Here is a 14,515-nt window from a genome sequence, read left to right on the forward strand (position 1 = left end):
GGTAAAAGAGAGGCCCCAGAAATACAGCAGGGCCCGGAGAAAAACAGCCAGTCAGTTGCTTAACTGACTGGCATTACTCCCGTCAGGGAGCTTTTTTTATCTTATCAGGCAAATCAACTATTCAGTGCCGGACGTTCGCTGATAGCAATACGCTGCGGGGCAATAGCCTCCGGAACGTTACGGGTCAGATCGATATGCAGCAGACCATTAGTAAAGGTCGCGCCGGAAACTTCCATATGTTCGGCCAGGGTAAAGCTCAGGCTGAACGGCTGGGTCACCAACCCCTGATGCAACCAGCGGGTTTCTTCCTTCTGGGCCGGAGGCGTTCCCTTCACGCTCAGACGGGTACCTTCCAGCTCAACATCCAGATCTTCCTGACGAAAACCGGCCAGAGCCAGCGTGATGCGATAATGGTTATCATCGCTCTTTTCGATGTTGTAAGGGGGGAAGCCCTGAGCGTCGCTGGCGCTTTGCAGCGCGTTAGCGAGTTTGTCAAAGCCGATCCACTGACGCAGCAGCGGTGAAATATCAAAGTTACGCATGGCATTTCTCCTTCTTTGAAGCGAGTCATATTGCGCCAGCGCCCCAGGCGCCAGCGTCTGCTCCCGAATTCGGCAAGCAGGGAACGAGGGCCGGCCTTATGGCCAACCCGAAAAATTAGTTAATTTCGATGCGACGCGGTTTCATCGCTTCCGGAATCACGCGTTCCAGATCGATGTACAGCAGGCCATTCACCAGGTTTGCACCGCGGATATGGATATTTTCCGCCAGCTGGAATTTGCGCTCGAAGTTACGTTCGGCAATCCCCTGGTAAAGATAGGTTCGCTCTTTCTGTTCGGTCGCATGGGCGCCTTTCACCACCAGCAGGTTATCCTGCGCAGTGATCTCCAGTTCGCTTTCAGCGAAGCCGGCGACGGCAATAGCAATGCGGTAATGGTTCTCATCAACCAGTTCAACATTGTACGGAGGATAGCCGTTGCTTTGGCTCTGATTGTTTTCCAGCAGGTTAAACAGGCGATCGAAACCAATAGCGGAACGATAAAGGGGGGATAAATCAAAATTACGCATGAGTTTGCTCCTGAAATCAGCGAGATAAATAAAAGTCTTCCTGTCGGACAGACCGGATGGCCCGCGCTCCCTGTCGGCAAGCGCCTCAATTGGCCACATTCTTTAAATGGCGCCGCCTCGCAAATTTTCAAGGCAGGCTGGAGATTTTTTTGTCGCCACGCTTATCTTTGCTTAGACTACAGCCAGAAGCAGCCGAGCTAACGTGCTATCGCGTAGCGCGCAAATAACGACATTCAGTAAAGGACCAGGGACCTTCAGGTCTTCAGATTCAGGGGTAGCGCGATGCCTCCCAACGGAAGAGAGTGAACATGAAAAGAATTTTTCAGAAGCTCCTGCTGAGCAGCGCAGTCACTGCTGTGTGCGGATGTTCAAGCGTCATGAGCCACACCGGCGGCGGCGAGCTGGGTTATTATCCCGGCACCCGCGCCAGCTACAAAATGTTAAAGGATGACGAAACCAGCTGGGGCATGAAACCGCTGGTCGCCCTGGATATGCCCTTCACCGCCGTCATGGATACCGTATTGATCCCCTGGGATGCCTTCCGTACCGACAAATCCATCAAATCCCGGGTAGAGGAAAGCGAAAATAAAAACCTCGCCACCAATTCCGCGATCCCGCCGGCTTCCTGATCAACACCCGGTAGGGGTCATAAATAGCTGCCGGAAGCCGTCCACATCCTGCATCCAGGCAATGTGAGCGCCGTCCGGTGAGAAAACAATTGCGTCGCCTGACGGCGCCGCAGCAAGCGGCTCTGTTATCGGAGTCAGAGTGCCGCTGCGGGCATCGCACAACACAATGCGCCTTCCCTGCACAAAGCCCAGCGCCTGGCCTGACGGATGCCAGTTAAAAGCGGAATCCACCCCCTGCAATCCATGCGTTAACTGACGCGGTTCGCCGCCGTTTGGCGAAATCAGCCACAGTTGCGCCACGCCATTCTCATCGCCCATCAGGAACGCCAGATTTTCACCTGCCGGATCACTACGCACCCAGTGGCGCGGCGAATTAACCAGTCCGGGATGGCTGAAGTGGTGAGTAAAGGTCAGCCGACGTTGCGCAACGCCGTCCGGCGGCGCCGGCATAGTGCCTGACGTACCTTCCAGCGGTAACATACCTGGACGCTTCCATGCCGCTTCATCCTCTGGCAGATCGACGATAAACAGCTCCGGCACCTTACCGCCGTGGCGATCGCAGGTATCGCCGATAAAGGCCAGCGCCCAGCGCTGACGCGTGCCATCCGGCTTCAGATAGCCCTGACTCCCCACCCAGCCTTCTTCATAAGCGCGGCTGATATCATCACTGCCCGGGCGCGGCGTCGGTGTGGTATGGCTGACCAGCGAGCACCAGTGGCTACCAGCATATTCCCGGGGATGGTTGAGCGGCGGCCTAACCGGGCCAAACGGCAGCGCTACACCGACGTTGCGCAAATCGAGCGCGGGATCGCGCTCATGCAGCACGTGATCGTTATAGGTAAAACTCAGCCGACTGCCGTCCGGGCTCCAGACGTGAACGTGACTACCGCCGCGTAGCGCACCGGGCGTGTAGGGCTCGGTAATATCCATCGCATCCAGATTAGTCGCCCGCCCCGCTTCCACTACCACGCCGCGCCGGTGGTGAAAATCATACTGCCAGGCGGCATCGGGATTCTCCGGTCCGTGAATAAAGACATAGCGTTCAGGAGCACATGGATTCACCGTGACCACGCCAACATGAGCCCCCTGCGGCGCCCGGTAGAGCACCTCTACCTCGCCGTTTTCCACATTAACCCGCTCGATAGTCTGGCCAGTAAAGGAGGCGCCGGACGGGCGGACATCAAAAACCAGCCAGCGGCCATCCGGCGTCCAGGCGTTGATATTGGTAAGCTGATGGTTGCGCTTAGCAAAAGTAAGCTGTTTCACGTAAATAATCTCCCGACCCCGATCGCTGTATAGGGTAGAAGATCCTGGGGCAAAAACCTATTGTTACACTACGGGCGTGACCGCCCTTCCCGTCGCAAACCAGGCCGCCACGTTGTCCAGCACCAGTCGGGACATCTGCGCGCGGGTATCATGCGTGGCGCTCGCCATATGGGGTGTAATCACCACATTATCACGCCCCTGGAGCGCTTGCGGAACGTCCGGTTCGCAGGCAAAAACATCCAGCCCCGCGCCGGCGATAATCCCCACATCCAGCGCCTTTATCAGCGCCACTTCATCCACCACGCTGCCACGTCCGATATTGATCAGAATCCCTTGCGGCCCCAGCGCTGCCAACACGTTGCTACTGATAAGCCCCCGGGTATCCTCGCCGCCGGGAAGGCAAACCACCAGAAAGTCGCTGTCAGACGCCAGTGCACTCAAATCCTCAACCCGTCGCCAGTCGGGGCCAACAACCGGCGTGCGGTTATAGTACGCAACAGGCATATCAAATCCTTTGGCCCGGCGGGCCAGAGTCTGACCAATCCTCCCCATGCCGACAATCCCCAGTCGCGCGCCGCTGACTTTGCGCGTCCACGTAAAGCCGCCGTCCCGCCAGCCGCCGCGTTCGATAAATTTCTGTGCTGCCACAATACGCCGCGATGTCGCCAGCATCAGCCCCATTGCCAGATCGGCAACATCGTCGGTCAGCACGCCCGGCGTATGGGTGACGGTGATGCCAAACTCGCGGGCCGCAGCAATATCCACCCCGTCGTAACCCACACCGAACACCGCTATTAGCTTTAACGCCGGCATTGAGGCCATAAAGGCCCGGGAAACTACCGCTTCACCGTTGGTAATGGCCACCTCGCAGCTTTCCGCCAGCCTCTGCGCATCGACCGGCGTCAGCCCATCATAGTCATACAGGTCATAGCGCTTCGCCAGCTCTGCCGTTAGCGCATCGGGCAAACCCGCCTGCTTCAGTACCTTCTGCTTCGTCATCGTCAATCCTCAGATACGCGTTACCGCGCTTTTTACAGCCTGATTTCGTCCCGGGCGGGCGACGATCACGCCCAGAATACCGCCCAGCACCAGCGCGGCCGCCACAATCATCAACCCCGAATGGTAGCTGTTAGTCAGATCCTTAATGCGGCCCAGCACCGGCGGCAGCCCCAGCCCAACAAAGTTGGCGATGGTGTTGATAAACGCGATAGAGGCTGCTGCCGCCACGCCAGCCAGCTTTTCGGTGGTCACGGCCCAGAATACCGGCGTCAGGGCAAAGTTAAGCCCCACGGTCAGGATCAGCAGCAGATAAGCCAGCCCCTGGCTCGGCGACCATACCGCAGCAGCCAGCGCCAGACCGGAAAGAATAAGCGGCAGCCCCATATGCAGGGCGCGCTCGCCGCTGGTATCGGAATGACGACCATTCAGGTACATAAACAGACAGGCGAAAATAAAGGGGATCCCCGACAGAACCCCAACCAGCAGGTTGCTACTGTCGCTGGCCATACTTTTGATGATCAGGGGTAAAAACAGGGTAATGCCGATAGTGCCAAACGCCTGCAGAAACCATACCAGGCTGAGCATCAGTACCGTTTTATCCTTCAGGGCCCGCCACCAGCGGCGATCGCTGATTTCAACGCCAACGTTATCCTGCGCCAGTTGTCGGGTCAGCCAGCTCTTTTGCTGCGGAGTCAGCCAGGTCGCCTGCTCCGGCGTTTGCGGCAGCCACCACAACACCATGATGCCCAGCGCGACAGCCGGAATGCCCTCCAGAGCGAACAACCAGCGCCAGCCGGCGATATCCGCCAGCCCATGCATATTCAGCAGGGATCCGGAGAGTGGCAGTCCGATAACCGACGCCATGACCGATCCCATATAAAAGAAGGACATCGCCCTGGCCCGATTGCTCTTCGGGAACCAGCAGGAGATATACCAGATAATCCCCGGCGCAAACCCCGCTTCCGCCATGCCCAGCAGAAACCGCATCACGTAAAGCTGAGTCGGCGTCTGCACCAGCGACATCCCGGCACTGACGATACCCCAGGTGATCATAATACGGGCGATCCACCGCCTGGCGCCCACCTTCGTCATAATCACGTTGCTGGGAATTTCAAAAATAATATATGAGATATAGAACATTCCGACCCCAAGACCATACATACTGGCGCTCAGTCCAAGATCGGCATTCATTTGCAGCGCGGCAATGGAAATATTGGTTTTATCGAGATTCGCCACAAAATAGCAGATCACAATAAACGGAATAATTCTCTTATTTAATTGCCGCAGAGTTGTAGAGTACAGATTCATTATCATTACCTCACCATAGCGCGGACGCTGCCCGGCCTCTGTCTTAAAACAGTGGATTGAGTATTGTTGTTCTGTTTTTATAAATTAACGAGCGTGGGCAATTACCATTCTGCAACGGCACCGTCGGGATAACGCCACACTGGATTACGCCAGTCGCCAGCCTCACGGCTGCGCGCTTCAACCAGTTCTTCATCCACCTCAACGCCTAATCCGGGTTTTTGTGGTGGGCTGAACCAGCCGCCTTTCATCGAGAAGTCCTGTTTATTCTTCACATAATCAAGCAGTTCCGCCCCCTTATTGTAGTGAATCCCCATACTCTGCTCCTGGAGCACCGCATTACGCGAGACAAAATCGACATGCAGGCAGGCCGCCAGTGCCAGCGGCCCCAGCGGACAATGAGGCGCAAAGCTGACATCATGCGCTTCCGCCATAGCGGCAATTTTATAGCACTCGCTAATCCCCCCGGCGTGGGACAGATCTGGCTGTAATATCGAAATCCCGCCGGCGCCCAGCACTCGCTTAAAATCAAAGCGTGAAAACATACGCTCCCCTGCCGCCAGCGGAATAGCAGTTTGCTGCGCCAGTTGCGGATAATATTCCGCCTGTTCCGCCAGAACTGGCTCTTCAATAAATAATGGGCGCAGCGGCTCCAGCTCTTTAATTAATATTTTAGCGACCGGCGCGCTGACCCTGCCGTGAAAATCGAGGCCGAATTCAATTTCATCGCCAAAGGTTTCCCGTATTTGCGCCGCGACATTTACCGCACGATCGATCTGACGGGAATTTTCAATCATTCCCATCTCTTCACAGCCATTCAGCTTGAAGGTATCGAAACCAATCTGGCGCAGGGTATTCATTCCGGCGATAACCTCAGCGGGTCGATCGCCCCCCACCCAGCTGTAAGCTTTGATTTTGTCCCGCACCAGACCGCCAAGCAGTTGCCAGACCGGCGCGTTCAGCACTTTGCCTTTAATATCCCACAGCGCCTGATCGATACCAGCGATAGCACTCATCAGAATCGGGCCGCCGCGGTAAAAACCAGCGCGGTACATCACCTGCCATAAGTCATTGATACGCGATGGATCCTGACCAATCAGATAGTCGCCCAGTTCGTGCACTGCCGCTTCCACCGTGCGCGCTCGTCCTTCAATCACCGGCTCGCCCCAGCCCGTCACGCCTTCGTCGGTTTCAATCTTCAGGAACATCCAGCGTGGCGGTAAGCGATACGTCGTAAGTTTGGTTATTTTCATTTCACAGCCTCATGATACGCCTTAACAAATGCGGCCGCCTGCTGCGCGGTGCGTTCAACCTGCTGTCCGGCACGATAGAGATCGCTGCCCAGCCCGGCGCCAACGCAACCGGCGTTAATCCACTGCGCCAGGTTGTCTGGCGTAACGCCGCCGACGGCAAAAACCGGGACATCGGCAGGAAGCACCGCCTTCAGCGCGTTGATATACCCCGGGCCGAAGGACGATGACGGAAAAATTTTCAACGCCTGCGCGCCCGCATCAAGCGCGGCAAAAGCTTCGCTGGCTGTGGCGCAGCCCGGGCAAACGGTCATGCCACGGTTTACTGCGCGGCGGATCACCTCGGGCTGAATATTGGGCGTGACGATAAGCTTACAGCCCGCCTCTGCAAGCCAGTCCACCTGCTCCGGTTTTAACACCGTCCCCGCGCCAATTAGCGCTTTTTCGCCGTAAGCCTCCACCACAGCCGGGATGCTTTGTTCCCACTGGGGCGAGTTAAGCGGGATCTCCACTGTGTCAAACCCCGCGTCAATAACCGCGCCAACGTGCGCCAGCGCCTCATCGGGCTTCACACCGCGCAGAATTGCAATTAGCGGGAGTTCAGTCTGCCACTGCATGTACGATACTCCTTATACCTGTCTGAAATGCCACATCGCCGGAAACCACCTTCACGCTCCGCCCCACGGCGTTCAGCGCCTGCCGGTAGCGTTCTGCCAGCGCATCGCCGGCAACGATCGTGACCTGCTGCGCGCAAAAGCGTTCGCCAAGCGTGGCGACTTCCGCACCGATCAGCAGACCGGATAAAAATTCGCTGACCTGCTCGCGCGGGAGCGCGCCCAGCACGTGTGAAGCACGAACCTCAAACAGCTGCGGTAAAACGGCTGGTGCAGACAATCCGCGTTCCAGCCCGGCGCTAAACGCTTTCGTGGAGCTTTCCTGTTCAGGCAGCCCAGCCCCCACCAGCGAATGACGCAGCAGCACATGATGCAGCTCGCCAGTCATTGCGGTACGAAAATCCAGAATTTGCGCATCATCGGCCTGCACCCATTTACAGTGAGTGCCGGGCATGACATAGACAGAGGAAGGAGACAGCAGGCGCGCGCCAAGCAGTTGCGTCTCTTCGCCGCGCATCACGTTATTGTTATCTCCGCGGGAAACGCAGAGTCCGGGAACTATCCAGATATTGTCGCCAGCGGAGGTTAACTGCCGGCCAATAGCAGAAAATTGGACGGGAACCGGCAGGTAAGGCGCGACTTTCCAGCCAACATTGCTACCGACCATTCCCGCCATTACTACGGGCGTGGCGTCGTCACACCAGTTTTGCGTCACTTCAGCTAACACCGCTTTCGGGTTCCGGCCATTCAGGCGAGTGATGCCAGCTTCCGACTGCCTGCTCTCCAGGCATTTTTCGCCCTGACAAAGCCAGGCGCGTAGATTGGTCGATCCCCAGTCAATAGCGATGTAGCGAAATGTCATGTAATTTCCTTCAACCTTCGTGTCGAGTTGGCAATCATGGTTAATGCCGCCTGTTCTGCTGCATCGCCGTCCTGATGACGTATCGCATCAAACAGCGCTTTATGCTCCTGGAGCGTTTGCGGCATGTTGGCCTCATCGCCCATCCAGGTTCGTTCAAACACCGCCCGCTGTAGCGAGCTGATCGCCACGCTAAGCTGCTGTAACACCGGGTTGTGTACCGACCGGAGCACCGCTTCGTGATAGCGGATATCCGCTTCATTGAAGGCGTCCCGGTTTTGGTTATTGTCAATCATGTCGTTTAGCGCCGACTCAATTTGCGCCAGGTCGCTTGATGTCGCCCGTTCAGCCGCCCAACGCGCAATAGTCGGCTCCACCAGATTACGCACCTCGCTCATGGCGCCGATCAGCTGTGGGTCGTCGTCGTTTTCCAGCACCCACTGAAGTACCTCGGTATCGAGGTAGTTCCACTGACTGCGCGGTACGACAAAGGCCCCGCGATAACGCTTCATTTCAATCAGCCGCTTCGCCATTAGCGAGCGAAATACTTCACGGATGATGTTGCGCGAGGTTTCAAACTCATCACATAGCTCGGTTTCTGCTGGCAGTGCCGCCCCCGGTGCATACTTTCCACCAGCGATCTGGCGGCCAAGAGCCTCGATAATGCGATCGGTCTTCGTCAGAGTCATGGTCATTCCTTTCTGTTCAGACTATCCCTTCTGTTTACCCTGGAACGCCGGTTTTAGCATCGTTTTTGTACTACAAGATTTTTTGTTATGCCTCTGTTAATGAGTGTATAGTAGTACGATACTATCATGTTGTACTACAATTTAGATCACAAAAAAGACAATCGGGAACATCCGGCCGTAAAGGAACACGGCCCGAAAACGGGCCGCCCGCAGAAAGGGAGTTAAAAAATGAGGAAAATCAGAACAGACCGCTGATAACGCCGTTATCGTCGATATCGATATTCAGCGCTGCCGGGGTCGCAGGCAGGCCCGGCATGGTCATAATGTCCCCGGCGAAAGCCACCACAAAGCCAGCTCCGGCCGCAGCCTGAACATCCCGGATATGCAGCCGGAACCCTTCCGGGCGCCCGAGTGCTTTAGGATCGTCAGACAATGAATACTGGGTCTTCGCCATGCAGATAGGCAGTGACGCCATACCTGCATCGCTAATACGCTTAAGGGATCGTTGCGCCGCCGGGCTATAGCTGACACCTTGTGCGCCGTAGATCTCTGTGGCGATAGTGGCAATTTTCTCCTCCAGCGTCAGCGTATCCGGATAGAGCAGGCGAAATTCTGCGGGGGAATTTTCCAGCAGCTCAACTATCCGCTGCGCCAGCGCTTCGCCTCCGGCTCCGCCCTGCTCCCAGACCCGGGACAGCACCAGACAGCAGCCACGCTCCCGGCAGTACTGGTCGATAAGCGCATGCTCGGCATCGGTATCAGAGGTAAAAACGTTCAGCGTAACCACCACAGGTACGCCAAATTTTCGCAGGTTTTCGATATGTTTGCCCAGATTAGCCAGCCCCTGGCGCAGGGCGTCCAGATTCTCATAACCCAGTTCGCACTTCGTCACGCCGCCGTTATATTTCAATGCCCTGACCGTCGCCACCAGCACGACGGCATCCGGCCGTAATCCGCTGTCACGGCACTTAATATTGAAGAATTTCTCGGCGCCGAGATCGGCGCCAAAGCCTGCCTCGGTCACCACGATATCCGCCAGTTTCAGGGCCAGCCGGGTCGCGCGTACGCTGCTACAGCCGTGGGCGATATTGGCGAAAGGCCCGCCGTGTACGATAGCCGGGCTGTGCTCCAGGGTCTGAACCAGGTTAGGCTTCAGGGCATCTTTTAGCAGTACCGCCAGCGCGCCGGTCGCCTGGAGGCAACCCACCGTCACCGGCGTATCGTCCCGCCGCCAGGCAACGATCATCCGTGCCAGGCGCCGCTTTAAATCGGCCAGATCGCAGGCCAGACACAGAATCGCCATGATTTCCGATGCCACGGTAATCACGAAGCCATCCTCACGCGTTATGCCATTAACACGCCCACCCAGGCCGACAACGGTGTGGCGTAAGGCACGATCGTTGATATCCATGCAGCGTCTGAGGACGATTTTCTGGCTGTCGATATTAAGGGCATTTCCCTGATGCAGATGATTATCCAGCAGCGCCGCCAGCAGATTATTGGCGGCGGTAATCGCGTGAAAGTCGCCGGTAAAGTGAAGGTTGAGATCGTCCATCGGCACCAGTTGTGCATACCCACCCCCGGCCGCGCCGCCCTTCATACCAAAACAGGGGCCAAGGGAGGGTTCCCGTAGCGCAACGATAGATTTTTTCCCCAGTCGGGACAGCGCCTGCCCCAGGCCTACGGTGACTGTAGTTTTGCCTTCGCCAGCCGGCGTGGGATTAATGGCGGTGACCAGCACCAGCCTTCCATGGGGAGCATCATCCAGCTTGCTCCATAACGCTTCGGAAAATTTAGCTTTATACCTGCCGTAGAGCTCCAGATCCTCCGCGTCGATTCCCAGCGCTTCAGCCACCTCCACGACCGGCTTTATCGCACAATCACGGGCTATCTCAATATCGGTTTTCATTGTTGTTTCCCCTGCCTTAACCGCCCAGATTATAGGGGAATTTTCAGGTGGTTACCCGGGCGGGATCGCGCCGCAGCGAAACAAGAATGCTCAAACCAACGCGAAGCGCTCAATGGCCTGCGCCACGCCATCTTCCAGGTGAGTGCCGGTAATAAAATTTGCCGCCTCTTTCACCGAATCGATAGCATTGCCCATCGCCACGCCGGTACCGGCATACTGAATCATGGCGATATCATTTTCCTGATCGCCTATCGCCATCACCTCGTCGGAAGCGATATTCAGGGACTCTGCCAGTAGACGCACGCCTTCGCCTTTATTGACCCGCTTATTCAGGATTTCCAGGTAGTAAGTAGCGCTCTTCAGGAAGGTATAACGCATCTTTACCTCGTCAGGAATGCGGGCAATAGCCTGGTCGAGGATGGCAGGCTCATCAATCATCATCACCTTAAGAAAGGTGGCGTTGGGGTCCATATTTTCGGCTTCACAGAACATCAACGGAATGGTGGCCACATAAGACTCATGCACCGTATAGCGGCTGATATCGCGGTTGGCGGTATAGAGCGTATGGCGATCGAGGGCATGAAAATGCGACCCCACCTCGCGCGACAGTCGCTCAAGAAAGCGATAGTCGTCGTAACTTAGCGGCGTCTGGGCCACCGTACTGCCATCCTGCGCCTTTTGCACCAGCGCGCCGTTGTAGGTAATGCAGTAATCCTCTTTCCCGGTCATTCCCAGCTCGGTCAGATAGCGTTCCACGCCGGCAAAGGGACGACCGGTGGTCAGAACCACCCGGATGCCCCTGGAACGCGCAGCGGCAATGGCCGCTCTAACGCCAGGAGACACGGTATGATCCGGCAGCAGCAGCGTACCATCCATATCGATGGCAATGAGTTTTATGGACATAAGACCTGCGAAGTTGTGGGGTTTGCCCACATTTTAACGTGATTCTGGTCACCAAAACAGCAGCAAGTGCTGAATGCGCCGCCGGTGACTACCGGCGGCGGCAGGGGATTATGAAAACAGCTTTCCTTTCAGCAGATCGAAGCCTTTTGCCAGCAGATCGTTACCGTTATCCGCTTTAACTTCGCCTTCCGGAGAGAGCTTATCCACGATCTGCGGCAGGTATTCCGCCAGCAGCGAGGAAGCATTACCGGCGTCGATGCCCAGTTTCCCAGCCAGCGCGCTGATTGCCGGAGAGCCCAGAACCGACTGAATCTGCTCGGCGCTGATGCTCTGATTGGTCATGGAACTGCTGATCCAGGATTCCACGACGCCTGCCAGACCACCCTGACGAAATTTTTCCAGAATAGCCTGAACGCCGCCCTGCTCATTCACCCAGCTCAGGATAGCCTGGAATTTACCAGCCTCACCGCCCTGACCACCCAACATGCCAGTTACCTGATCTAAAAGTCCCATTTTTTCCTCCTGATTGTATTCGTTCTTTCTTAGTTTAGTTCCATAAATGAAAACGCCGCGCAAAGATGCACGGCGCTTGATAAGGCAACCTGCCTTAAATGTCGATATTGGCCGCTTTCAGGGCGTTTTCTTCGATAAAGGCACGACGCGGTTCAACCGCATCGCCCATCAGCGTAGTGAACAGCTGATCCGCCGCGATAGCGTCTTTCACCGTGACCCGCAGCATGCGGCGGCTTTCCGGATCCATGGTAGTTTCCCACAGCTGCTCCGGGTTCATCTCGCCCAGTCCTTTATAGCGCTGTACGGACAGGCCGCGACGCGACTCTTTCACCAGCCATTCCAGCGCGCTTTCGAAGCTGCTGACCGGCTGGCGGCGTTCACCACGCTCGATATAAGCATCTTCTTCGATAAGCCCGCGCAGCTTCTCGCCAAGGGTACAGATATGGCGATACTCGCCGCCGGTAACGAAGTCATGATCGAGAGGATAATCGGTATCCACACCATGGGTACGTACCCGGATAACCGGCTCAAAGAGATTACGATCGCCGTTTTCACGGACATCATACTTCCACAGGCTGCCGTGCTTTTCGTTGTCGTTCAGCGTTGTCACAAGCTCGGAGATCCAGCGAGTCACCTTCGCCTCGTCGGCCATATCGGCTTCCGTCAGGGTCGGATGATAGATCAGGCTCTTCAGCAGCGCGCGCGGGAAACGGCGCTCCATGCGGCCAATCATCTTCTGCACGCTGTTATACTCAGAAACCAGCTGTTCCAGAGCGGCGCCAGCAATCGCCGGAGCGCTGGCGTTGGCATGCAGCGTGGCGCCGTCCAGCGCGATGGCTATCTGATACTGATCCATCGCTTCATCATCTTTGATGTACTGTTCCTGCTTGCCTTTTTTCACCTTGTACAGCGGCGGCTGGGCAATGTAGACGTGACCGCGCTCAATGATTTCCGGCATCTGACGATAGAAGAAAGTCAGCAGCAGGGTACGGATGTGCGAACCATCGACGTCTGCATCGGTCATGATGATAATGCTGTGATAGCGCAGCTTGTCCGGGTTGTACTCATCCCGGCCAATGCCGCAGCCCAGCGCGGTGATAAGCGTAGCCACTTCCTGAGAAGAGAGCATCTTGTCGAAGCGCGCCTTCTCTACGTTCAGGATCTTACCCTTCAGCGGCAGAATCGCCTGGTTTTTACGGTTACGGCCCTGCTTGGCCGAGCCGCCCGCAGAGTCACCCTCCACCAGGTAGAGTTCAGAGTGCGCCGGATCGCGCTCCTGGCAGTCCGCCAGTTTGCCCGGAAGTCCCGCCAGATCCAGCGCGCCTTTACGACGCGTCATTTCGCGGGCGCGGCGTGCGGCTTCACGAGCGCGAGCGGCATCGATAATCTTGCCGACCACGATTTTCGCGTCGTTCGGGTTTTCCAGCAGATATTCACCCAGCAGCTCGTTCATCTGCTGCTCTACCGCCGATTTCACCTCGGAGGAGACCAGCTTATCTTTAGTCTGGGACGAGAACTTGGGATCCGGCACCTTCACGGAAACCACGGCGATCAGGCCTTCACGCGCATCGTCGCCGGTGGCGCTGACTTTAGCTTTCTTGCTGTAGCCCTCTTTATCCATATAGGCATTCAGGGTACGGGTCATTGCCGCACGGAAGCCCGCAAGATGGGTACCCCCATCGCGCTGAGGAATGTTGTTGGTGAAGCAGTAAATATTTTCCTGGAAGCCGTCATTCCACTGCAGCGCCACTTCCACACCGATACCGTCCTTTTCGGTGGAAAAATAGAAGATATTCGGGTGAATCGGCGTTTTGTTCTTGTTCAAAAACTCAACAAACGCCTTGATGCCGCCTTCATAGTGGAAATGATCTTCTTTACCGTCGCGCTTGTCGCGCAGGCGAATAGAGACGCCGGAGTTCAGGAACGACAGTTCGCGCAGGCGCTTGGCCAGAATGTCGTATTCGAATTCGGTTACGTTAGTAAAGGTTTCCAGGCTTGGCCAGAAGCGCACCAGAGTACCGCTATCTTCGGTATCGCCAGTCACTGCCAGCGGCGCCTGCGGCACACCGTGCTCATAAACCTGCTTATGGATTTTACCTTCGCGGCGAATCACCAGTTCCAGCTTCTGGGACAGGGCGTTAACCACGGAAACCCCAACTCCGTGCAGGCCACCGGAAACCTTATAGGAGTTATCATCGAACTTACCGCCCGCATGCAGAACGGTCATGATCACTTCGGCAGCAGAAACCCCTTCTTCCGGGTGGATCCCGGTAGGAATACCACGGCCATCGTCCTGAACCGACACGGAATTGTCGGCATGGATGGTGACCACGATGTCTTTACAGTGCCCCGCGAGCGCTTCGTCGATTGCGTTATCCACGACCTCGAATACCATATGGTGCAGACCGGTGCCGTCATCCGTATCGCCGATATACATACCCGGGCGCTTACGCACCGCATCCAGCCCCTTAAGGACTTTGATACTGGAGGAGTCATAAGAATTCGACATCA

Annotated in this window: 14 protein-coding genes; 1 reads left to right on the plus strand and 13 read right to left on the minus strand. The window is 56.4% G+C overall.

Going from position 1 to position 14,515, the window contains the following annotated elements:
* Positions 1-113 precede the first annotated feature (113 nt).
* Both ibpB and ibpA read right to left on the minus strand, forming a co-directional pair.
* Positions 114-542: a small heat shock chaperone IbpB gene (gene ibpB / locus V3W49_RS15050; RefSeq protein WP_500146565.1), complete on the minus strand. Its 429-nt coding sequence runs from the start codon at positions 540-542 to the stop codon at positions 114-116.
* Positions 543-657: 115 nt separating this feature from the next.
* Positions 658-1,068 (minus strand): small heat shock chaperone IbpA, encoded by a 411-nt coding sequence (gene ibpA / locus V3W49_RS15055; RefSeq protein WP_500146567.1) that lies wholly within the window; start codon positions 1,066-1,068, stop codon positions 658-660.
* A 308-nt stretch (positions 1,069-1,376) separates the two neighbouring features.
* On the opposite strand from ibpA, the gene V3W49_RS15060 reads away from it, so the two are divergent.
* Positions 1,377-1,697: a YceK/YidQ family lipoprotein gene (locus tag V3W49_RS15060; protein WP_500146569.1), complete on the plus strand. Its 321-nt coding sequence runs from the start codon at positions 1,377-1,379 to the stop codon at positions 1,695-1,697.
* On the opposite strand, the gene V3W49_RS15065 is transcribed toward V3W49_RS15060, so the two are convergent.
* The 11 genes from V3W49_RS15065 to gyrB all read right to left on the minus strand — a co-directional run bounded on the left by V3W49_RS15065 (position 1,698) and on the right by gyrB (position 14,513).
* Complete coding sequence (locus V3W49_RS15065) at positions 1,698-2,963, minus strand: YidR family protein (RefSeq protein ID WP_500146570.1); 1,266 nt, start codon at positions 2,961-2,963, stop codon at positions 1,698-1,700.
* 63 nt (positions 2,964-3,026) lie between these two features.
* Positions 3,027-3,962 carry a 2-hydroxyacid dehydrogenase gene (locus V3W49_RS15070; RefSeq protein ID WP_500146572.1) on the minus strand — a complete coding sequence of 312 codons (936 nt, stop codon included), beginning with the start codon at positions 3,960-3,962 and terminating at the stop codon, positions 3,027-3,029.
* Between the two features lie 9 nt (positions 3,963-3,971).
* The gene (locus V3W49_RS15075) at positions 3,972-5,276 is read right to left on the minus strand and encodes an MFS transporter (protein WP_500146574.1); all 1,305 of its coding nucleotides are present in this window, start codon (positions 5,274-5,276) and stop codon (positions 3,972-3,974) included.
* Positions 5,277-5,371: 95 nt separating this feature from the next.
* Complete coding sequence (gene dgoD, locus V3W49_RS15080) at positions 5,372-6,520, minus strand: galactonate dehydratase (RefSeq protein WP_500146576.1); 1,149 nt, start codon at positions 6,518-6,520, stop codon at positions 5,372-5,374.
* A complete protein-coding gene (locus tag V3W49_RS15085) occupies positions 6,517-7,134 on the minus strand; it encodes a 2-dehydro-3-deoxy-6-phosphogalactonate aldolase (RefSeq protein WP_500146578.1) in 618 nt (205 codons plus the stop codon). The genes dgoD and V3W49_RS15085 overlap by 4 nt, the downstream gene beginning before the upstream one ends.
* Complete coding sequence (locus tag V3W49_RS15090; protein ID WP_500146580.1) at positions 7,118-7,993, minus strand: 2-dehydro-3-deoxygalactonokinase; 876 nt, start codon at positions 7,991-7,993, stop codon at positions 7,118-7,120. The genes V3W49_RS15085 and V3W49_RS15090 overlap by 17 nt, the downstream gene beginning before the upstream one ends.
* Positions 7,990-8,679, minus strand: a complete 690-nt coding sequence (dgoR, locus tag V3W49_RS15095) for a D-galactonate utilization transcriptional regulator DgoR (RefSeq protein ID WP_500146581.1) — start codon at positions 8,677-8,679, stop codon at positions 7,990-7,992. The genes V3W49_RS15090 and dgoR overlap by 4 nt, the downstream gene beginning before the upstream one ends.
* A 238-nt stretch (positions 8,680-8,917) precedes the next feature.
* A complete protein-coding gene (locus V3W49_RS15100) occupies positions 8,918-10,588 on the minus strand; it encodes a formate--tetrahydrofolate ligase (protein ID WP_500146583.1) in 1,671 nt (556 codons plus the stop codon).
* A gap of 90 nt (positions 10,589-10,678) precedes the next feature.
* The gene (gene yidA, locus V3W49_RS15105; protein ID WP_500146585.1) at positions 10,679-11,491 is read right to left on the minus strand and encodes a sugar-phosphatase; all 813 of its coding nucleotides are present in this window, start codon (positions 11,489-11,491) and stop codon (positions 10,679-10,681) included.
* Positions 11,492-11,599: 108 nt separating this feature from the next.
* Positions 11,600-12,004, minus strand: a complete 405-nt coding sequence (locus tag V3W49_RS15110) for a YidB family protein (protein WP_500146587.1) — start codon at positions 12,002-12,004, stop codon at positions 11,600-11,602.
* Positions 12,005-12,098: 94 nt separating this feature from the next.
* The gene (gene gyrB / locus V3W49_RS15115) at positions 12,099-14,513 is read right to left on the minus strand and encodes a DNA topoisomerase (ATP-hydrolyzing) subunit B (protein ID WP_500146588.1); all 2,415 of its coding nucleotides are present in this window, start codon (positions 14,511-14,513) and stop codon (positions 12,099-12,101) included.
* Positions 14,514-14,515 lie beyond the last annotated feature (2 nt).

It is taken from the genome of Rosenbergiella sp. YN46 (assembly GCF_036620675.1).
Lineage (GTDB): Bacteria > Pseudomonadota > Gammaproteobacteria > Enterobacterales > Enterobacteriaceae > Jejubacter.

What these genes read in the sequence shown, in the direction of transcription:
- ibpB (WP_500146565.1), bottom strand. Translation starts at nt 542, where the DNA reads ATGCGTAACTTTGATATTTCACCGCTGCTGCGTCAGTGGATCGGCTTT.
- ibpA (WP_500146567.1), bottom strand. Translation starts at nt 1,068, where the DNA reads ATGCGTAATTTTGATTTATCCCCCCTTTATCGTTCCGCTATTGGTTTC.
- V3W49_RS15060 (WP_500146569.1), top strand. Translation starts at nt 1,377, where the DNA reads ATGAAAAGAATTTTTCAGAAGCTCCTGCTGAGCAGCGCAGTCACTGCT.
- V3W49_RS15070 (WP_500146572.1), bottom strand. Translation starts at nt 3,962, where the DNA reads ATGACGAAGCAGAAGGTACTGAAGCAGGCGGGTTTGCCCGATGCGCTA.
- V3W49_RS15075 (WP_500146574.1), bottom strand. Translation starts at nt 5,276, where the DNA reads ATGATAATGAATCTGTACTCTACAACTCTGCGGCAATTAAATAAGAGA.
- dgoD (WP_500146576.1), bottom strand. Translation starts at nt 6,520, where the DNA reads ATGAAAATAACCAAACTTACGACGTATCGCTTACCGCCACGCTGGATG.
- V3W49_RS15085 (WP_500146578.1), bottom strand. Translation starts at nt 7,134, where the DNA reads ATGCAGTGGCAGACTGAACTCCCGCTAATTGCAATTCTGCGCGGTGTG.
- V3W49_RS15090 (WP_500146580.1), bottom strand. Translation starts at nt 7,993, where the DNA reads ATGACATTTCGCTACATCGCTATTGACTGGGGATCGACCAATCTACGC.
- dgoR (WP_500146581.1), bottom strand. Translation starts at nt 8,679, where the DNA reads ATGACTCTGACGAAGACCGATCGCATTATCGAGGCTCTTGGCCGCCAG.
- V3W49_RS15100 (WP_500146583.1), bottom strand. Translation starts at nt 10,588, where the DNA reads ATGAAAACCGATATTGAGATAGCCCGTGATTGTGCGATAAAGCCGGTC.
- yidA (WP_500146585.1), bottom strand. Translation starts at nt 11,491, where the DNA reads ATGTCCATAAAACTCATTGCCATCGATATGGATGGTACGCTGCTGCTG.
- V3W49_RS15110 (WP_500146587.1), bottom strand. Translation starts at nt 12,004, where the DNA reads ATGGGACTTTTAGATCAGGTAACTGGCATGTTGGGTGGTCAGGGCGGT.
- gyrB (WP_500146588.1), bottom strand. Translation starts at nt 14,513, where the DNA reads ATGTCGAATTCTTATGACTCCTCCAGTATCAAAGTCCTTAAGGGGCTG.